At 70.9% G+C, this 19,385-nt stretch carries 16 protein-coding genes and 1 pseudogene; 10 read left to right on the top strand and 7 right to left on the bottom strand.

Annotation, left to right across the window (positions count from 1 at the left end; all coding sequences use genetic code 11):
* Window positions 1–3: 3 nt before the first annotated feature.
* Entirely contained in the window at window positions 4–486 is a 483-nt protein-coding gene (locus tag ABZS61_RS31085; RefSeq protein WP_356428596.1) for an Lrp/AsnC family transcriptional regulator, read from the bottom strand.
* Between the two features lie 274 nt (window positions 487–760).
* On the opposite strand from ABZS61_RS31085, the gene ABZS61_RS31080 reads away from it, so the two are divergent.
* Together ABZS61_RS31080 and ABZS61_RS31075 are read left to right on the top strand one after the other, a co-directional pair.
* Complete coding sequence (locus ABZS61_RS31080) at window positions 761–2,272, top strand: FUSC family protein (protein ID WP_356428593.1); 1,512 nt, start codon at window positions 761–763, stop codon at window positions 2,270–2,272.
* 170 nt (window positions 2,273–2,442) lie between these two features.
* Window positions 2,443–3,522: a lactonase family protein gene (locus ABZS61_RS31075; protein WP_356428590.1), complete on the top strand. Its 1,080-nt coding sequence runs from the start codon at window positions 2,443–2,445 to the stop codon at window positions 3,520–3,522.
* Window positions 3,523–3,644: 122 nt separating this feature from the next.
* Here the strand turns inward: ABZS61_RS31075 and ABZS61_RS31070 are convergent, their stop codons facing one another.
* The 4 genes from ABZS61_RS31070 to ABZS61_RS31055 form a co-directional block, all read right to left on the bottom strand.
* Complete coding sequence (locus ABZS61_RS31070) at window positions 3,645–4,568, bottom strand: hypothetical protein (protein ID WP_356428587.1); 924 nt, start codon at window positions 4,566–4,568, stop codon at window positions 3,645–3,647.
* A 138-nt stretch (window positions 4,569–4,706) separates the two neighbouring features.
* On the bottom strand, window positions 4,707–5,708 hold the full coding sequence (locus ABZS61_RS31065) for a BadF/BadG/BcrA/BcrD ATPase family protein (protein ID WP_356428584.1): 1,002 nt from the start codon (window positions 5,706–5,708) through the stop codon (window positions 4,707–4,709).
* On the bottom strand, window positions 5,705–6,382 hold the full coding sequence (locus ABZS61_RS31060; RefSeq protein WP_356428581.1) for a uracil-DNA glycosylase: 678 nt from the start codon (window positions 6,380–6,382) through the stop codon (window positions 5,705–5,707). The genes ABZS61_RS31065 and ABZS61_RS31060 overlap by 4 nt, the downstream gene beginning before the upstream one ends.
* 56 nt (window positions 6,383–6,438) lie before the next feature.
* A complete protein-coding gene (locus ABZS61_RS31055; protein ID WP_356428578.1) occupies window positions 6,439–7,524 on the bottom strand; it encodes an exo-alpha-sialidase in 1,086 nt (361 codons plus the stop codon).
* A gap of 250 nt (window positions 7,525–7,774) precedes the next feature.
* On the opposite strand from ABZS61_RS31055, the gene ABZS61_RS31050 reads away from it, so the two are divergent.
* Window positions 7,775–8,488, top strand: coding sequence for a cupin domain-containing protein (locus ABZS61_RS31050; RefSeq protein ID WP_356428576.1), 714 nt, complete (start codon window positions 7,775–7,777; stop codon window positions 8,486–8,488).
* On the opposite strand, the pseudogene ABZS61_RS31045 reads toward ABZS61_RS31050, so the two are convergent.
* A pseudogene (locus ABZS61_RS31045) lies at window positions 8,476–9,011 on the bottom strand (GNAT family N-acetyltransferase). The gene ABZS61_RS31050 and the pseudogene ABZS61_RS31045 overlap by 13 nt on opposite strands.
* 56 nt (window positions 9,012–9,067) lie before the next feature.
* Window positions 9,068–10,126 (bottom strand): LacI family DNA-binding transcriptional regulator, encoded by a 1,059-nt coding sequence (locus ABZS61_RS31040; protein ID WP_356428573.1) that lies wholly within the window; start codon window positions 10,124–10,126, stop codon window positions 9,068–9,070.
* Between the two features lie 214 nt (window positions 10,127–10,340).
* Between ABZS61_RS31040 and ABZS61_RS31035 the strand changes: the two genes are divergently transcribed.
* The 7 genes from ABZS61_RS31035 to ABZS61_RS31005 all read left to right on the top strand — a co-directional run bounded on the left by ABZS61_RS31035 (window position 10,341) and on the right by ABZS61_RS31005 (window position 19,330).
* Complete coding sequence (locus ABZS61_RS31035; RefSeq protein WP_356428671.1) at window positions 10,341–11,588, top strand: extracellular solute-binding protein; 1,248 nt, start codon at window positions 10,341–10,343, stop codon at window positions 11,586–11,588.
* Between the two features lie 2 nt (window positions 11,589–11,590).
* A complete protein-coding gene (locus ABZS61_RS31030) occupies window positions 11,591–12,520 on the top strand; it encodes a sugar ABC transporter permease (protein WP_356428570.1) in 930 nt (309 codons plus the stop codon).
* A gap of 4 nt (window positions 12,521–12,524) precedes the next feature.
* Entirely contained in the window at window positions 12,525–13,421 is an 897-nt protein-coding gene (locus tag ABZS61_RS31025) for a carbohydrate ABC transporter permease (protein ID WP_356428567.1), read from the top strand.
* 53 nt (window positions 13,422–13,474) lie between these two features.
* The gene (locus tag ABZS61_RS31020) at window positions 13,475–15,877 is read left to right on the top strand and encodes a glycoside hydrolase family 3 N-terminal domain-containing protein (RefSeq protein ID WP_356428563.1); all 2,403 of its coding nucleotides are present in this window, start codon (window positions 13,475–13,477) and stop codon (window positions 15,875–15,877) included.
* 239 nt (window positions 15,878–16,116) lie between these two features.
* Window positions 16,117–16,440, top strand: a complete 324-nt coding sequence (locus ABZS61_RS31015) for an endo-1,4-beta-xylanase (protein WP_356428560.1) — start codon at window positions 16,117–16,119, stop codon at window positions 16,438–16,440.
* A 19-nt stretch (window positions 16,441–16,459) separates the two neighbouring features.
* Window positions 16,460–17,728: a glucarate dehydratase family protein gene (locus ABZS61_RS31010; protein ID WP_356428557.1), complete on the top strand. Its 1,269-nt coding sequence runs from the start codon at window positions 16,460–16,462 to the stop codon at window positions 17,726–17,728.
* Between the two features lie 63 nt (window positions 17,729–17,791).
* Window positions 17,792–19,330, top strand: coding sequence for a sodium:solute symporter family protein (locus ABZS61_RS31005; RefSeq protein WP_356428554.1), 1,539 nt, complete (start codon window positions 17,792–17,794; stop codon window positions 19,328–19,330).
* The last annotated feature ends 55 nt before the right edge of the window (window positions 19,331–19,385 follow it).

Here is a 19,385-nt window from a genome sequence, read left to right as displayed (position 1 = left end):
TGATCAGCCCGGACTGCCCGCCGCCCGCCCCACCGCTTCGACGAGCGGCAGGACCCGGTGCGCCACCCTCTCGCGCAGGGCCACCTCGGTCCGTGTCCTGACCACGCCGGGGAGCTGGATCAGCTGCTGGATCACGTCCTCGAGATGACCGTTGTCGCGGGCCACGACGCGCGTCAGGAGGTCCCCGCCGCCGGTCGTCGAGAACACCTCGATGATCTCCGGGACCGCTGCGAGCGCGTCCCCCACCTCGTCCAGGTGGCCTTGGGTGACCTCCAGGTGGACGAAGGCGAGCACCGGGTGACCGAGTGCCGCGGGGGAGAGCGACGGTCCCATGCCGGTGATCACGCCGTCCCGCTCCAGACGGTCCAGCCTGGCCTGAAGGGTGCCACGCGCCACTCCCAGGATGCGCGCGTACTCACGGACGCTGGTGCGCGGCTGCTCGATGAGCAGCCGCAGGATTCGGGTGTCGAGGGCGTCCACCGCCATGATCGGCCGTTCTCCTCCTGGCTCGGTGATCCTTCGCCCGACTGTAGCCGTGGTGCGGCCCACGACCGGCGCCTTCTGCGGCCGACCGGGTCCGTTGGCCTACCCATGGCACGCTGTAACAGTCTGAGTCTGTACCAATGGCTCAGCGAATTCGCTTCGATTTGAGCCATGAGGTGCCGGGATGCTCTGATGTACCTGTCGATGGCGCTGCGGATCCCCGTGGCGCCTTTTTCATGCCGGTGCACGGGGCCGGGTTCACAGGGGAGAGGCTTCGTTGCTGAAGAGGATGTTCGCTGCCGCGGATCCGGGACGGCTGCGCCTGCGCAGCGGGGCACGGGCCGTCCTCGGCATCGGGCTGGCGGTCGTGGTGTGCGGGCTGGCCGGCCACTCGCTCGTCGGGGCGATCACCGGCGGTCTCGCCGCACTGCTGGCCCTGTTCACGGTGACCGACCCCACCGTGCGCGGGCAGGCCCTCACAACGGCTCTGCTGCCCGCCGCGGGGCTGCCCGTGCTGGCCCTGGCGGCCCTGCTGCACGACCAGCCTGTGGCGCGCGACGTGGCCTTCCTCGCAGTGATGGGCGCCGGCGTGTACGCCCGGCGGTGGGGGCCGCGGGGGCACGCCCTCGGTGTGTTCGCCTTCATGTCCTTCTTCGTCACCCAGTTCCTGCACACACTGCCCGCGCAGCTGCCCGAGCTGTACTCCGCGGTCGTCCTCTCCCTGCTGGCCTCGTCCGCCGTACGCTTCGGCTTCTGGTGCTACGAGCGGCGGCTGCCCGCGCCTTCGGTACTCGCCCCGGTGGCCGGGCGGGGGCTGGCCCGCGCGACCACACGCCAGGCGATCCAGGCGACCGCGGGCGGCGCCTTCGCGCTCCTGGTGGGCCAGCTCCTCTCCGAGCAGCGCTGGTACTGGGCCGTCGGCGCCACCTGGTGGGTCTTCGTGAACACCGCGTCCCGTGGCGAGACCCTGGTGCGGGGGTTCCGCCGGGTCCTGGGCACGCTGATCGGTATCCCCGTCGGTCTGATCGTCGTCGTTCCGCTGCACGGTGCCGCCGTGCCCACCGCCGTCGTGGTGGCTGCCGGTGTCTTCGGGATCTTCTACTCGGCGGCGGTCTCGTACACCTGGATGATGTTCTCGGTGACCGTCATGGCGGGTGCGCTCTACGGGGCTCTCGGCGTGCTGGACCCCTCACTGCTCGCGCTGCGGCTCGTGGAGACGGGTGTGGGGGCGCTCGGTGCGATGGCGGCGGTGCTCCTCCTGCTGCCGGTCACCACGCACGCCACGACCGATGCCTGGATCCAGCGGGCCCTGCGCTGCGTGCACGCCTGCACCGCGGAGGCAGCCGCGCGACTCGCGGGTTCGGCGACGGCGGACCCGGCGCCCCGGGTCGCCGAACTGGAAGCCCTCCTGGGGCGCGTACGTCTCTCGCTCGGCCCGCTGGTCCACCCCCTGAGCCCGCTGCGCGCCCGTAAGGCGCGTGCCGGGCAGGTGCTCGCACTGCTCGACGTGTGTGCCCGTGAGGTGCGCGGCCTCGCGTCCGTAGCTGCGGACCCCGAGGCGTCGCACGACGCCCGTCTCGCCGCCGCCTGCTGGCGTGTCGAAGCCTCCGTGGAAGCGCTGACGGCCCCTGGGCGCGGGCGCCGCGAGACGGCTTCCGTCGCCGGCGCCGTGCCGGCTGCCGGGGTCGCCGAACCCGCGCTCGCCCATCTGCACAGCCTGGAGCGGGCGCTCGCCGAACTGGCCGCGCCCCTGCACAGCTCCCCCCGGGCCCCGCTGATCGGTGCTTGAGGCACTGCCGGCCGCCCGCTGATGGGGCCGCTCGGTCGGCACGCGGTACGCACGCGCGGTAGGTGTCCGAGAGGGCTTTCGAGATTGGTCTGGACCACGAAGGGCTGCCTGCTACCGTCGCCCGGGAAGATCGCGACAGACGGCACAGACGGCAAAGGCGGGGTAGCACGATGGGCAGCAGTAGCGCCGGGCGGGCATTCATAGGGTCGTTCACCTCGGCCGGCGGACGCGGTGTCACCGCGCTCGCCGTCGACCCGGACACCGGGGCGCTGACCGTGCTCGCGGCCACGGACGCCGTTCCCGACCCCTCCTTCCTCACGGTCGGCACCGCCTCCGATACGGGTGTCAGGCTTCTGTACGCGGTCAGCGAGACCTCCGACGGGGCCGCCGCCGCATGGGAGATCGGCGACGACGGCCTGCGGCCCGCCGGCCCGGTGCGGTCCGTCGACGGGAGCAGCCCCACACACCTGGCACTCGCCGCCGGCCATCTGGTCACCGCCAACTACGGCTCCGGGAGCGTGACCGCGCTGCCGGTACGGGCCGACGGCTCCCTCGGCCCGGCGGCCTCCGTGCTCCGGCACGAGGGCAGCGGGCCCGACACCGGTCGGCAGGCGGGCCCGCACGCACACCAGGTGCTCGCCGACCCCTCGGGCAACTGGGTGCTGAGCGTGGACCTCGGTACGGACTCCGTGCGCGTCTGCGCCCTCGACCCCCGCACCGGGTCGCTGCGGCTGCACGGCGAGACGGCGATGCGCCCCGGCACCGGGCCGCGGCACATGGCCTTCCATCCGTCGGGGGGACACGCCTACGTGCTGAACGAACTGGAGCCGACGGTCACCGTCTGCCGCTGGGACGCGGACACGGGCCGGCTCGAGCCGCTCGGTGAGACACCTGTGCTGCCCCACGACGTGGATTCCGAACGCGTCACGGCGGGGGACGCGCGCACGTACCCGTCCGAGGTCGTCGTCTCGCACGACGGGCGGTTCCTGTGGACCGCGAACCGCGGCCACGACAGCATCTCCGTACTCACGCTCGACGGGGCCGGCGAGAAGCCGCTCCTGGCCGCGGCCGTGGGCTGCGGCGGGCAATGGCCCCGCGACCTCACACTCGACCCCACCGGGCAGTGGCTGTACGTGGCGAACGAGCACTCCGGGAACGTCAGCTGGTTCGCCGTCGACGCGGAGACGGGCATCCCGGCCCACGCGGGCTCCATCGAGGCTCCCGCCGCGTCCTGCGTCGTCTTCGCCTGAGGCGTGCCGCCGCCCCCGGAGACTCCCCGTGAGTCCCGGGGAAGCGCTCGGGGAACGACAGGCGGCACGGACCGGGGCCATCCGGTCCGTGCCGCCCGATCAGCCCGACGCGCGGGCGCCGATCAGTGCGCCTGGGCGCCCTGCGGCGTCGCAGGCGTGATGCCGAGCGTCGCCGCGTACGTCGAGAGCACGAGCTTGCCGATGGCCGGGTACGCGCCGAGCGGCTCGGCGGTCGCGCAGCCGGCTTCCCTTGCGGCGGCCTCCAGAAGGCCGGGGTCGACCTCCGGGCCCACCAGGTACGGCGCGAGCGCGAGCTGGGCGGAGCCGGAGTTCTGGAGCTGCGCGGCGATCGAGGCGACCGAACCCTCCACATCCAGTGCGGCGGCCATCACCGGAACCGCGAGGCGTGCGGCCAGCAGCATGCCGGTGATCCCGGCTGCCTGCACGGCCTCGTCGCCGCCCACCGTGGCCAGCACGATGCCATCGGCCGCGGTCGCCACGGTGAACAGCCTGGCACGGTCGGCGCGCGCCAGCCCGGCCTCCGAAAGGCGCACGTGGAGTGCCTCGGCGAGGAGCGGGTGCGGGCCCAGCACATCGGTCAGCTCGGTCTGGGTGCCGCTCTCCATGACCGCCTGCCGTATCCGCCGGATCAGGGCGCTGTCCGGCCCCGCGAGCAGCGGCACCACGACGGCGGACGGACCCTGCGGCTCGGAGACCTCACGACCCGCGGCAATGGCCTGCTCGTAGCGCGCGGTGCGCTCGGTGGCGGCATGCGCGAGTACGGAGACGAGCGTGGGGTACTCGGCGTCGTCACCGTCGAGATAGCCGATCTGTGCGTTCAGACCGGGAAGCTCGGAACGGGCGATGCTGATCAATTCTTCGGCGAGGCTGCGCGTGGCCGAGGAAGGGGTACCGGGAACGGCGAGAACGAGCGCGGCAGCGCCCTCAGGTGCGACCACGGGCTCCGGGCGGCGGTGCCGTCCGGACTGGCGAGGTCGCGGCATTCGTACAGGCAGGCCGGAAGCGGGCCCAGTGGGGGTGCTCATGGCGCCGCATGCTACTGGTTTTGGGTGCCCCTCTGTTCGGGGAGGGGGTGGTCGGGCGTTATCTGTCCGGTTATGTCTGTTGAGTGGCATACCGGTCAACTGCCCTGCTCTGTCCGGGCGGTCAGATGCTCGGAATGCTCACGTTACCTCCGGTACGAACAGCAGCGCCGGGTGAACGGGCAGGCGCAGTTCCGACAGGGCGAGGGCCCGCGCGACGGCCAGTGAACCGTGGAGCGGATCGCCTGCGGGGGGCACCACGCGAGCCTGCGGAACCTGTCGCGCCAGCTCCTCGTGCAGCGGACCGGTGAGCGGATCGCCCATCTTGAACAGGCCTCCGGTCAGGGCGACTTCGCAACCGCCGTCCCCGGCGTCCGTGGCCGGCGGACAGACCGCCGCCGCCGCTTCCGCGATATGGACGGCAGCCTGCCGCAGGATGCCGGCCGCGACCTCGTCCTCGGCGGCGCAGGCCGCGACTTCGGGGGCGAAGGACGCGAGCAGCGCCGGACGGTCGCCCCGCGGATAGAGAAGCCCCGGAAGATCGGGAGCAGGGCCGAAAATCTTTCGGAGCCGCGCGAGCAGATTTGGGGAACCCCCGGCCCGCCCGTCGTGGGCCCGCATCGCCGCGTCGAGTCCGGCGCGGCCGATCCAGGCACCGCCGCCGCTGTCACCCAGCAGATGGCCCCAGCCGTCGGCCCTCCGCCACGTCGTGAGATCGGTACCGAGCGCGATCATGCCCGTGCCGCCCGCGACGACAGCGCCCGGTCGCTGCCCGAGCGCGCCCGCGTACGCGGTCACCGCGTCGGCGGCCAGCGCCACCCGCCGCACGCCCAGCGTCTGCGCCAGCGCTGCCGGCAACTCGGCGCGCAACTGCCCGCCGAGCGTCGCCATCCCGGCGGCCCCGACGGTCACAGCGGCGATCGCCGCCCCCGGCCCGGCCTCATCGAGCAGCCTCCGGACAGCCGGCAGAAGCTGCTCCAGCATGTGCCCGGCATCGATACCGGCCGCTCCCGTCCGCACCGGTTCGGCGCAGACCGTGGTGGACACGGGGTGCTCCGCGCCGACGGTCCCCAGCGCCACACGCAGTCCTGACCCGCCGGAGTCCACACCGATGACGAACGGGCCGGGCGGTGCCGCCGTCACGGCAGCTGCCAGTCGACCGGCTGCGCCCCCTGGCGCTGCAGCAGTTCATTGGTCCGGCTGAAGGGACGTGAGCCGAAGAAGCCGCGGTCGGCCGACATGGGGGAGGGGTGCGAGGACTCGATCGCCGGGAAGTCGCCCAGCAGCGGCCGCAGATTGCGGGCGTCACGGCCCCACAACACCGACACGAGCGGTGTACCACGGGCGACCAGTGCCCGGATGGCCTGCTCGGTGACCTCCTCCCAGCCCTTGCCCCGGTGCGCCGCAGGCCGCCTGGGCGCCGTCGTGAGCGCCCTGTTGAGCAGGAGCACCCCCTGCTGCGCCCAGGGCGTCAGATCGCCGTTGGAGGGCCGTGGAAGGCCAAGATCCGAGTGCAGCTCCCGGAAGATGTTCTCCAGACTCCCGGGCACCGGACTCACCTCGGGTGCCACCGCGAAACTCAGGCCGATCGCATGCCCCGGTGTCGGGTACGGATCCTGGCCGACGATCAGGACGCGTACCTCGTCGAAGGGTTGCTGGAACGCTCTCAGCACGTTCGGCCCCGCGGGCAGGTAGGTGCGCCCCGCGGCGATCTCCGCGCGGAGGAAGTCGCCCATAGTGGCGATGCGTTCGGCCACGGGCTCGAGGGCCTGCGCCCACCCCGGCTCAACGATTTCTTTCAACGGTCGTGCTGCCACGGGCCGCACTCTACTGGTGCCCCACCGGTGTGACGACCACACCGGCCGGCTGCGGGTCAGCCGAGCACCACCGCCCGCACGCACAGCACGTCGGGCAGATGCGAGGCGAGCTGCTGCCAGCTGTCCCCGTCGTCCTCGCTCGCGTACACCTCGCCGTTGCGGTTGCCGAAGTAGACGCCCGCAGGGTCCGCGTCGTCCGTACAGAGCGCATCGCGCAGCACCGTGCCGTAGTGGGCGCCGTCCGGAAGGCCCTGCGTCAGCGGCTCCCAGGTCGCTCCCGCGTCGCGCGTACGGAACACCCGGCAGCGGCGGTCGGCGGGGACGCGGTCGGCGTCGGCGTTGATCGGGAAGACGTAGACCGTGTCCGCGCGGTGCGGATGTGCGACAGCGGCGAAGCCGAAGTCCGAAGGCAGACCCGCGCCGATGTCCGTCCAGTTGTCCCCGGAGTCGTCGCTGCGGAAGACCCCCCAGTGGTTCTGCAGGTAGAGCCTGTCTGGGTCGGCCGCGTCACGGGTGACCTTGTGCACGCACTGGCCGAACTCGGGGTCGGGGTCCGGCAGGAAGACCGCGGAGACCCCCTTGTTGGACGGAGCCCACCGCTCGCCGCCGTCCTTCGTCCGGAACACGCCCGCGGTGGAGACGGCGACGGTCACCGCACCGGCGTCCCTCGGGTCGGTCAGGATGGTGTGGAGACCCTCACCGCCCCCGCCGGGCACCCACTTCGACCTCGTAGGGTGCTCCCACAGCGGGCGGACCAGCTCGAAGGACTCGCCGCCGTCCTCGGACCGGAACAGCGCCGCGGGTTCCGTCCCCGCGTACACCACGCCGGGTGCCTCGGGTCCGGCCGGATGCAGCTGCCAGACCCGCTCCAGCGACGCCTCGGTGAACTGGGGGAACTTCACCGCCGGCTGCTTCGGCTCGACCCAGGTGGCGCCCAGGTCGTCGGAGTGGAAGACGGAGGGGCCCCAGTGTGCGCTGTCGCCGCCGACCAGCAGGCGGGGCGCCGGACCACGGGTGTCGATCGCGATCGAGTAGACGGCCTGGGCGTTGAAGTGCGGATCACCGAACTCCCATTCGCCGCCGCGCCGACGGCCGATGAAGAGTCCTTTGCGGGTGCCTACGGTGAGCAGTACATCGGTCATGACAGAGACCTCCCGAAACGCCGTTGTGCCGGATACGGGACAGTCTGCACCGAGCCACTGACAGTGGCCCGGACATACGGCCGCCGCCCCGCCCGGCGAGGTTGCGGCAGGCGCCCTTGACCCCCGGTCGTACGCCGGGTTGGCTGGTGCGGAAAGCGCTTGCCGGACGGGCGCGACACACCGAGGACGGACGTGGGGACGGGGGCGTCGGACCCGGCAGACGACGGCGACACCCGACCGAGGAGCACCTGTGACGACCTTCGAAGGACTGCCGGGCGCTGTGGCGGTGTCCCACCTCAGGGTCTACGACTGGTCCACGGAGGACGGCCTGCGCGGCGGCACCCCGCATCTGCATCTGACCTGTTCCGAGGGCTATGTGGTCGTCGGCGGCAGCGGGTCCGTACAGACCCTCACGGCGTCGGGCTTCCAGGAGACCCCGCTCGCTCCAGGAGCCCTCGTGTGGTTCACCCCGGGCACCATCCACCGGCTGGTCAACGAGGACGGGCTGCGCATCGTGGTCCTCATGCAGAACAGCGGGCTGCCGGAAGCGGGTGATGCCGTGCTCACGTTTCCGCCCCGGGTCCTCGCCGATGCCGGGCTCTACCGTGCGGCAGCCACCCTTCCCGGCGGCAGCGAGGAAGCGCAGGCGTTCGCCGCACGCACCCGCCGCGACCTCGCCGTCCAGGGATTCCTCGCACTGCGCGGCGCCACCGAGGCGGGCGACCCGGGGCCGCTGGCCGCGTTCCACCGCGCCGCCGCGGAGCTCGTGCGCCCTCGGACCGAGGACTGGCGCGCACGCTGGCAGAAGGGAGCGGCGGCCGCGTCCCGGGTGACCGGCCGGCACCTCGACGCCCTGGCACGAGGCGAGGACACGCACCTCCGCGACGCCCGGGTGCACGCAGAACTTCCCTCCGCGCTCGCAAGGTTCGGTATGTGCGGCCGCCTCGACGTCTACCCGGGCTGACCGGGTCCGGCAGTGGCGAGCCCGCGTGCGCGGGTCGGCAGCCGGGTGGTTCTGCCCTCGTCCTCCGTGATGTCCCGGACATGCTGGAAGCCCGATGCGGCTCAGCAGTGCAAGGGGCGCGGTGTTCTCCGCGGCCACCGTGGCGTGCACCTCCGGCAGGCCGAGGGGGCCGAGGCCGCATCCGACGAGGGCGGTGGCCGGCTCGATGCCGATGCCGCGGCCCCGGGCGTCGGGGGTCATCGCGTGGACGATCTCGTTGCCGCCCGACAACGGGGTGGGTTCGATCTCCGCGTGACCCACCCTCCTGCCGTCCTCGTGGACCGCCCACACGTCGAACAGGCCGCGCGCGTACACGTCGGAGAAGATCCTCCCGAACAGGGCCCGGTCCTCGGCCTCGGTGGCGGGCCCGTCACCCCGTCCACCGGGACACCCGCACGTCCCGGAATTGCGCCACGAACCCGTCCTCGTCGGCAGGCGTGTACGCGATCAGCGGCAGGCGCCCGCTGCGCAGCGTGGGAGTCACGAGGCGCGACGGTACGCACGCGCTCCCCGCCCCGCCGACAGGGTTTCGCCCGTTCGTCAGCCGGCCGGTGGGGCCGTGCTGCTGCGGACCACCAGGCTCGTCGCCAGATCGACCCGCGTGGTGGCGGGCTGACGGCCCCGGCCTAGGTCGAGCACCAGCCGGGCGGCGGTCTCGGCCATCTCTATCAGCGGCTGGCGCACGGTGGTGAGCGGCGGCCCGATCCACCGGGTGAGCGGCAGGTCGTCGAATCCGACCACGCTGAGGTCCTCCGGAATCCGCAGCCCCAGCTCGCGCGCGGCCTCGTACACGCCGAGTGCCTGCAGGTCGTTGCCGGCGAAGATCGCGGTGGGAGGGTTCGGCAGCCGCAGCAGCTCCAGGGCAGCCGTGTAGCCGTCCTCGTGGTGGAACTCGCCCTCGCGCACGAGCTCGGGATCCATCGGCAGGCCCGAGGTCTCCAGCGCGGCTCGGTAGCCGTCGATGCGGGCGCGGCTGCACATCATGCGCGTCGGACCGCCGATGACGCCGATCCGGCGGTGTCCCAGACCCGTCAGATGGCGTGTGGCGGCCAGACCGCCCTGCCAGTTGGCCGCGCCGACCGAAGGGATGTCGTCGCCGGGATCGCCCGCCGGGTCGACGACGACGAACGGGATGCTGCGGCTGTTCAGCTGGGCGCGCTGAGCGGCGTCGAGGTCCGAGAGCACCAGGATGACGCCGGCCGGTCGGCGTGCCAGGACGCCGTCCACCCAGGTCTGGCCCGGAGTCAGCCGGCCGGCGCTCTCCGAGAGCACCAGGCTCAGGCCTTCCTCACGGGCGACGTTCTCGACTCCCCGGACGACTTCCATCGCCCAGGCGCTGTCCAGTTCGTGGAAGACCAGGTCGATGAGCTGGGACTGTTGCGAGGCACCGCGCCTGCGGCGGTAGCCGTGGCGCAGCAGCAGTTCCTCCACCCTGGTGCGGGTGCTGGGGGCAACATCGGCTCGCCCGTTCAGCACTTTCGAAACTGTCGGAGCCGAAACTCCGGCCGCTCGGGCGATTTCTGCCAGCGTGGCGGTGCTCTCCGACGACTCGTCGACGGACACCTTCTCCTGTTGGGGCTGGACCTTTGCAGGGCTCATGAACGAATCGTAGCTCCCCGAAGCCCCGAACAGGTGGCCGGGCGGTGTTGGTAAATCCTTGGTCCTGCCCTCTTGACGAGCCCGAAACACGACCGTACGGTTCCGGCAACATTCGAAAGCCAAGCCGAAACATTCGACAGAGGGTGCGGTCATGCGGTCGGGTATTTTCACTCAGGGCACACGTACGACGAGATGGGTCGCAGTCGGTGCGGCGATGGCGATGGCCGGTCTCCTGGCCGGCTGTGGTTCGGGCGACAGCGGCAGCGACGGCGGCGGCACCATCACCGCCTACGTCTACGGCGATGACGCGGTCAAGGTACAGCAGGCCGCGGTCGACACGTTCAACAAGACCTCCGACGTCAAGGTCAAGCTGGTGTCGGTCCCCGGGACCGACTACGTGAACAAGCTCCGCAGCGCCATGGGCTCGCCCAGCGCCCCGGACGTCTTCTTCAACTGGGGCGGCGGTTCCATCAAGCCGTACGTCGACTCCAAGAACCTGGTCGACCTCACCTCGACCGTCAAGAACGACGCCACGCTCAAGGACGGCTTCCTTCCGTCGATCATGACCGCGGGCAGCCTCGACGGGAAGATATACGGGGTGCCGATGCGCGGCATGCAGCCCGTGATGGTCTTCTACAACAAGAGCCTCTTCGCCGAGCACAAGCTCGAGGTCCCCAAGACGTGGGAGGACCTCCAGAAGGCCATCGCCACCTTCAAGGCCGCGGGCATCACCCCCTTCGCCCTGGGCGGCTCCGACAAGTGGCCCGAGCTGATGTGGATGGAGTACCTGCTGGACCGGATCGGCGGACCCGAGGTCTTCCAGAAGATCCAGAACGGCGACACCGACGGCTGGGGCGACCCCGCGGTTCTCAAGACGGCGCAGACCGTCAAGCAGCTGATCGACGACGGCGCGTTCGGCAAGAACTTCAACTCGGTCGACTACGGCAACGGCGGAGCCCCGACCCTGCTCAACAAGGGCAAGGCCGCCATGCACCTCATGGGCTCGTGGGAGTACTCGACCCAGCTGGGCAAGGCACCCGAATTCGCCAAGAAGGACCTCGGCTGGGCCGCGTTCCCGACCGTGGCGGGCGGTGTGGGAGACCCGGCGAACGTGGTGGGCAACCCGACCAACTACTGGTCCGTCAACGCCCGTACCAAACACAAGGACGCCGCCATCGCGTTCCTGAAGACCATGGCGTCGAAGACCTACGCCAAGGCCCTGGTCGACAACGGTGACATCCCCACCACCTCCAACGCGGCCTCGATGCTGAGCACCTCGCCCAACCCCGAGTTCGCCAACGACCAGTACCAGATGGTCCAGAAGGCCCCGAGCTTCACCCTCTCGTGGGACCAGGCACTGGAAGCCCAGTACGCCACCCCGCTGCTCACCGAAATCAGCAAGCTGTTCGCCGGCAAGAGCACTCCGGAACAGTTCGTCGAAGCAATGAAGGCCGCACACTGACGATGTCCCACCACACTCCGCACGCGAAGAGGCGCGGAGACAGGAAGGCGGCCGTCGGCAACGTCGGCCGCCCCCCGGTCGCCTGGGCCCTGCCCGGCATCCTCTTCTTCGCCGTCTTCGCGATCGTCCCCCTGGCGATCGCCGTCTACCTCTCCTTCTGCGAATGGGACGGGCTCAACTCCCCGACCCTGACGGGGCTGGACAACTGGACCCGGTTGTTCAAGGACTCCGAGTTCGGCCAGGCAGCTTGGCTGAGCCTCCTGCTCACCACGATCAGCTGGGCCTTCCAGACCCCTGTGGCACTGCTGCTGGGCGTCTGGGCGGCGGGACGCCAGCGCAGCCGGGCCGTGCTGTCCGCGGTCTTCTTCATTCCGCTGCTGCTCTCCACCACCGCGATCGCCATGCTCTTCCACGCCCTGCTGGACCCCAACTTCGGCGTGATCAAGGAGATCGGCCCCTGGATCGGAATCGATCCCAACATCATGGGATCGTCCACGGGCGCGCTGCTCATGGTGGCGTTCGTCGGCGGCTGGCAGTTCATGCCCTTCCACACGCTGATCTACCAGGGCGGTGCCCGGCAGATCCCGGAGGTCCTCTACCAGGCGGCAGCCATCGACGGCGCCGGCATGGTGCGCCAGTTCTTCCACATCACCCTGCCGCAGCTGCGCCACACCATGACGACCTCGTCGGTGCTGATGATCGTCGGCTCGCTGACCTACTTCGACACCGTGCTCATCATGACCAAGGGCGGTCCCGGCACGGACACGACGATCCTGCCGTACCTGATGTACCGGACCGGCTTCCAGACCTATGACCTGGGCTACGCCGCGGCCATCGCCACCGCACTGGTCGTCGTGGCCACCAGTCTCTCGCTGATCCTGGTCCGCTTCAGCGGCTTCGGATCCATGCGGTCCACCCGGGAAGGTATGTGACGCGATGTCGATCGACACCCGCCCCGTTGCCCCGCAGCGGAACTCGCCGACCCTGAAGCGCCATCAGGCCTCCGCCCGCCGCCGGAAGCTGCTGGGCAACCCGCTGGCCGGACTGGGCTCGCTGGTCTGGCTCGTGATCGTCCTGGTGCCGCTCTACACGCTGGTCTCCGCGTCGCTCATGCGGCAGGACGAGGCGCTGAACGGCGACCCGCTGGCGTTCCCGACGGATCCGACGTTCGACAACTACAACACCGTGCTGAACAGCGGGTTCCTCACACTGCTCGGCAACACCGCGATCGTCGCGGTGTCCACGGTCGCCATCGTGCTGGTGCTGTCCGTCCCGGTGGCGTACGTGGCGGTGCGCACCCGCAGCCGCCTCTCCTCGCTGGCGTTCCGGACGTTCCTGCTCGGTGTGGCGATCCCGGCGCAGGCGGTGATCGTGCCCCTGTACCTGCTGATCGGCAAGATGGGTCTCTACGACACCCTGTACGCGATCATCCTGCCGACTGCCGCGTTCTCCATGCCGGTTGCCGTCCTGGTGCTCAGCGGCACCATGCGGGACGTCTCGGAGGAGATGTACGAGGCGATGTCCCTCGACGGCGCCTCGCCCGTGCGGATGCTGTGGCAGCTGGCGATTCCGCTCTCCAAGGCCGGCATCAGCACGGTGGCGATCTTCTCCGCACTCCAGGCGTGGAACGGCTTCCTGTTCCCCCTGATCCTGACGCAGTCGGAGGAGAACCGGGTGCTGACGCTGGGGCTGTTCAACTTCATGACCCAGTTCGGCGTGAACATCCCGGCCGTGCTGGCAGCGATCGTGCTCTCCGTCGTGCCCATCTTCGCCGTGTACCTCGTGGCCCGGCGTGCGCTGGTCAACGGACTGATGGGGGTGGGCGGCAAGTAGCGACACCTCTGCCGCCCCGCACCACCGCACTCTTGAGAGGAACCCCTGCCGCCATGGCAATCCACCCCCACCCCCAAGTCCGGACAGCCGACCCGGTACCCGAGGCCGACGGCCCCTGGCGCGACCCCTCGCTCACCCCAGAGGTGCGGGTGGCCGACCTCATCACCCGGATGACCCTCGAGGAGAAGGCCGCACAGCTCTACGGAATCTGGGTGGGCGCCGACGCCGAGGGCGACGGGGTCGCACCGCACCAGAACGACATGGTCGACCCGGTCGACTTCGAGGAGCTCACCACCCGCGGACTCGGCCAGCTCACCCGGCCGTTCGGCACCGCCCCGGTGGACCCGGGTGTCGGCGCCGTCGCACTGGCCCGGGCACAGGCCCGGATCACCGAGGCCGGCAGATTCGGCATCCCGGCGCTGGCCCACGAGGAGTGCCTCGCCGGCTTCACCGCATGGGGCGCCACCGCCTATCCCGTGCCGCTGGCCTGGGGCGCGGCCTGGGACCCCGAGCTCGTCGAGGAGATGGCCCGCCAGATCGGCGCCGACATGCGGTCGGTCGGTGTCCACCAGGGGCTCGCCCCCGTCCTGGACGTCGTGCGGGACCTTCGCTGGGGCCGCGTGGAGGAGACCATCGGCGAGGACCCGTACCTGGTCGCGACGATCGGTACGGCCTACGTCCGGGGCCTCGAGTCCGCCGGGATCGTCGCCACGCTGAAGCACTTCGCGGGCTACTCGGCGTCCGCCGGGGCGCGGAACCTCGCGCCGGTCCGCGCGGGCGCCAGGGAGATGGCGGATGTGATCCTTCCACCCTTCGAGATGGCGCTCCGCGAGGGCGGTGCCCGCTCGGTCATGCACTCGTACGCCGAGATCGACGGGGTGCCCGCCGCCGCCGACCCGGCCCTGCTCACCGAGCTGCTCAGGGACACCTGGGGGTTCGGCGGGACCGTCGTCGCCGACTACTTCGGCATCGGGTTCCTGGAGACCCTGCACAAGGTGGCCGCCGGTCGCGCCGATGCCGCCCGGCTCGCGCTCACCGCGGGCGTCGATGTGGAACTGCCCACCGTACGCAGTTACGGTGACGAGCTCATCGCCGCCGTGCGTGAGGGAGTGGTGGCCGAGGAACTGGTGGACCGGGCCCTTCGCCGCGTCCTTCTGCAGAAGTGCGAGCTCGGGCTGCTCGACCCGAAACGGCCGGTCCTGCCCGCCGCGCTCGACGGGGTGGACCCGGACCGGGCACGCGGCACCGTGGACCTCGACCCGCCGCGGAACCGGGCCCTGGCCAGGCTCCTGGCCGAGCGGTCCTGTGTGCTGCTCGCCAACCCCGGCGATGTGCTGCCGCTCGGCGGCACCGGTCGGATCGCGGTCGTGGGGCCGCGCGCCGACGACCCGCTGGCCATGCTCGGCTGCTACTCCTTCCCCAGCCATGTGGGCGTGCTGCATCCCGAGATGCCGATGGGTATCGCCGTTCCGACCGTGCTCGAGTCCTTGCGCGAGGAATTCCCGGGTGCGGGGATCGACTTCGCGGAAGGCTGCGACGTCGACGGGGCGGACGCCTCCGGAATCGCGCAGGCCGTCGAACTGGCCGGTGGCGCCGATGTCTGCGTGGCGGTGCTCGGCGACCGGGCCGGCCTGTTCGGCCGCGGCACCTCGGGCGAGGGCTGCGACGCGGCCGACCTGTCCCTGCCGGGTATCCAGGCCGAGCTGCTTGACGCGCTGCTGGACACGGGAACCCCGGTGGTCCTCGTGCTGCTGACGGGCCGCGCGTACGCGCTCGGCGGCCGGGCTGACCGGCTGGCCGGGTGTGTGCAGGCCTTCTTCCCGGGCGAGGAGGGCGGACCGGCACTGGCGGGCGTGCTTTCGGGGCGGGTCAACCCCTCCGGACGGCTGCCCATCGGTGTCCCCAACGGTCCCGGCGGCCAGCCGTGGACCTACCTGCAGCCGCCGCTCGGCCGGGTCAACGGGGTCAGCAACCTGGACCCGACCCCGCTCCACCCGTTCGGCCACGGACTCTCGTACACCTCCTTCGACTGGGAGGCCGGCGCTCCTGTCCCGGCCGAGCTGCCCACCGACGGCGCCGTCGACCTCGAGCTCACCGTCCGCAACAGCGGCGAACGCGACGGCGCCGAAGTCGTCCAGCTCTACGTCCACGACCCGGTCGCCCAGACCACCCGTCCCGAGTCGCGGCTGATCGGCTATGCCCGCGTGCCGCTCGCCGCGGGGGAGACCCGGCGGGTCCGCTTCCGCTTCCACGCGGACCTGGTGTCCTTCACCGGGACGGGCGGGCGCCGCATAGTCGAGCCCGGCGACATCGAGCTGCGCTTCGCCGCATCCAGCGACCAAGCCGACGTCCGGCACACGGTACGGCTGCGCCTCACCGGGCCCGAACGCACCGTCGATCACCGTCGCCGGCTCGTCTGCACCACGTCGCACGAGCCGGTTGTCCCGGAGAACTGACAGGCCGGTTGTCCCGGGGAACCGACAGGCAGGGGCAGCGGTTCCCTGCCCGCCCGCTCCGCACGCCCGGGGGCGGGCGGAGGTGATGTCGAAACTTTCGAAGGCCGACCCGGAGCCCTCGGCCCGAGTCGAGGGTTCCGGACGGGGCGCCACTACGGAAAGGCATCTGTCATGTCCAAGGCAAACCGCTCGGCGGCCGTCGGCGCCGCCGCTACCGTGCCCCTGACAGCGCCGAGAACATGCTGCGCTTCGACCGACTCGGCCCCGAGACCGCGATGACCGAGGCCGACGTACGGACGCCGCCGCCCGCCGACAGCACGAAGCGCGAGGCGCAGGCCGAGGGCCACGCCGTCCTGCTGCGCGGCTGCCTGCTCCCCCCGCGCTGCAGCGCCTTCACCATGTGGGGCTTCAGCGACACGTACTCCTGGGTTCCTCCCACGTTCCCGGGCGAGGGGGCGGCGAACGTCCTCGACGAGAACAGCACTGCCGAGCCCGCCTTCGGCACGCTGCGTCAGACCCTGACGCTCGCCGCCGGGCGGCACGGAACGCACACATGCTCATAGGTACGGAAGAGGCTACGGAATGACGGAAGACCTCCGGATCACCGGAGTGAGAATCACCCCTGTTGCCTTCCGGGACCCGGCTCTGCTGAACGCGGTCGGTGTGCACGAACCCTTCGCGCTGCGTGCGGTCGTCGAGGTCGACACGGCCGACGGCCTGGTCGGTCTCGGCGAGACCTACGCGGACGAGGGGCATCTGCACCGGCTGCGGGCAGCCGCGGAGGCCGTCACCGGCATGGACGTGTACGCGCTCGGTGCCATGCACCGCAGGGTGGCCGACGTGCTGGCCGGCGACAGCGGAACCGGGGGATCCGGACTCACCGGAATGATCACCACGAGCAGCGCCGTGGACCGGGTGTTCTCCCCGTTCGAGGTGGCCTGCCTGGACATCCAGGGCAAGGCGGCAGGCCGCCCGGTGAGTGACCTTCTCGGCGGTGCGGTACGGGACTCCGTCCCGTTCAGCGCCTACCTCTTCTACAAGTGGGCCGCGCACCCGGGGGCCGAGCCGGACAGCTGGGGCGAGGCACTGGACCCGGACGCGATCGTCTCCCAGGCCCGACGCATGATCACCGAGTACGGATTCTCGGCGGTCAAGCTGAAGGGCGGGGTGCGCCCGCCCGAGGAGGAGGTCCAGGCGATCCTGGCCCTGCGCGAGGCATTTCCCGCGCTGCCGCTGCGGCTCGACCCCAACGCGGCCTGGAGCGTGGCCACTTCGATCGAGGTGGCGCGCCGCCTCGAGGGTGTCCTGGAGTACCTGGAGGATCCGACACCCGATCTCGACGGTATGGCGCGGGTGGCTCGGGAGACATCGATCCCCCTCGCCACCAACATGTGCGTCGTCGCCTTCGAGCACCTTGCGCCCGCCGTCGAGCAGGGATCCGTCCAGGTGGTGCTCTCCGACCACCACTACTGGGGCGGTCTCAACCGTTCCCGCCTGCTGTCCGGGATCTGCGACACCTTCGGCCTGGGTCTGTCGATGCACTCCAACTCGCATCTCGGAATCAGCCTGGCGGCGATGACCCATCTGGCGGCCGCGACACCGAACCTCACCTACGCCTGTGACACCCACTGGCCGTGGAAGACCGAGGAGGTCGTGGTCCCCGGCGCGCTGGCCTTCGCCGACGGCGCCGTGAAGGTCCCCCGGGGGCCGGGACTCGGCATCGAACTCGACCGTGACGCGCTTGCCCGTCTGCACGAGCAGTACATCGCGTGCGGACTGCGCAACCGGGACGACACCGGCTACATGCAGCGGATCGACCCGTACTACGAGAAGAAGACGCCCCGTTGGTGATCCGCCGCGGCCGTCGGCTCCTGGCCGGCCGCGGTGCGATCCGATGCAGATCAAGGAGTTTTCATGGCCCCGCTCGACTGGGCCGCCCTGGGCGGCTATTTCCTGGTGATGCTGCTCATAGGCCTGTGGTCGCACCGCCGCGTAGGCAACGTGAGTGACTACTTCACCGGGGGCGGCCGGATGCCCTGGTGGCTCTCCGGTATCTCCCATCACATGTCCGGGTACAGCGCGGCCGTGTTCGTCGCCTACGCCGCCATCGCGTACAGCTACGGCATCACCGTCTACGTGTGGGCCTTCCTGCCGCTCGCGCTGGGAACAGCCGTGGGCGCCTGGCTGTTCGCACCGCGCTGGCAGCGGCTGAGGCAGCGTTACGCGGTCGCCTCGCCGCTGGAGTACCTGGCCAAGCGGTACAACGTGCCCACACAGCAGGCGCTCGCGTGGAGCGGCGCCCTGCTCAAGGTGTTCGACGTGGCCGCCAAGTGGGCGTCAGTGGCGGTACTGCTCAACGTGTTCACCGGCATGTCGATGACGGTGGGCATCCTGATCACCGGCATCGTCACCCTCCTCTACTGCACCGTGGGCGGACTGTGGGCCGACGCGCTCACCGACTTCGGGCAGTTCATCATCCAGGGGGCTGCCGCGCTCGCCATGCTCTGGGTCGTGCTGGACCGGCTGGGTGACGGCGTGGGGGGCCTCGGAACCATCTGGAACAGGCTGCCGGACGGGCACGGGCAGCCGCTCGTCGGCCCGTACACGGCGACCTTCCTCGGCGCCTACGTCGTCGTGAAGCTCTTCGAGTACAACGGCGGGATGTGGAACCTGGCCCAGCGGTACATGGCCACGGACTCCCCGAAGGCCGCACGCCGTTCCGCAGGGCTCTCGGCGCTCCTGTACGTGGTGTGGCCGGCGGTGCTGCTGTTCCCGCCCGTCGCCGCGGCCGTACTCCTGCCAGGCATCGCCGACCCGGAGAAGGTCTACGCGCTGATGGCGGAGTCGTACCTTCCCGCCGGGCTCGTCGGTCTGACCCTGGCGGGAATGTTCTCCCACACGATGGCGATGGCCTCGTCGGACGCCAACGCGGTCTCCGCGGTCGTCACCCGCGACATCATCCCCGCGGTGGTCCGCCGTGCCAGGGACCTGTCCCCGGCGACCGGACTCCTCGTCGCCCGGGTGTGCACCGTCGTGTTCATCACCATCAGCATGATCGTCGCCATCGAGGCGGACCACTTCGGTGGTGTGCTGGGCATCATCGTCGGACTCGTCGCGGCCGTGATGGGACCCATCTCCATCCCGATGCTGCTGGGGCTGCTGCCGGCCTTCCGCCGGTTCGGGCCCCGCGCGGCCCTGTCCTCCTGGGCGTTGGGGCTCCTGGGCTACGTCCTCGTGAAGTTCGTGCTCGAGAGCACGGACCAGACCCTGGTGATCGTCACCCCGCTGGTCACCTCGCTGGTGGTGTACGTCGCCGTCGGTCTGATCAGCCCGGAGCCCGACGACACCGCCGACGCGATCGTGGCAGCCCTGTCACCCGCTTCCGACGGTGACGGCGAAGCGGTGACAGCCACCGCTGCCCAGCCCGCCGCGGCGTCCGGCGCCATCGACTGACGGTTTCACCCCTCCACCCGAACACACGTCGAGGAACCACACCCGTTCAATTTGT

The sequence above is a fragment of the Streptomyces sp. NPDC005566 genome (assembly GCF_040605575.1).
In the GTDB taxonomy this organism is placed as follows: Bacteria; Actinomycetota; Actinomycetes; order Streptomycetales; family Streptomycetaceae; genus Streptomyces.
Note: the sequence above shows the minus strand (reverse complement) of the source record. Positions and strands in the feature narration are given on the sequence as shown.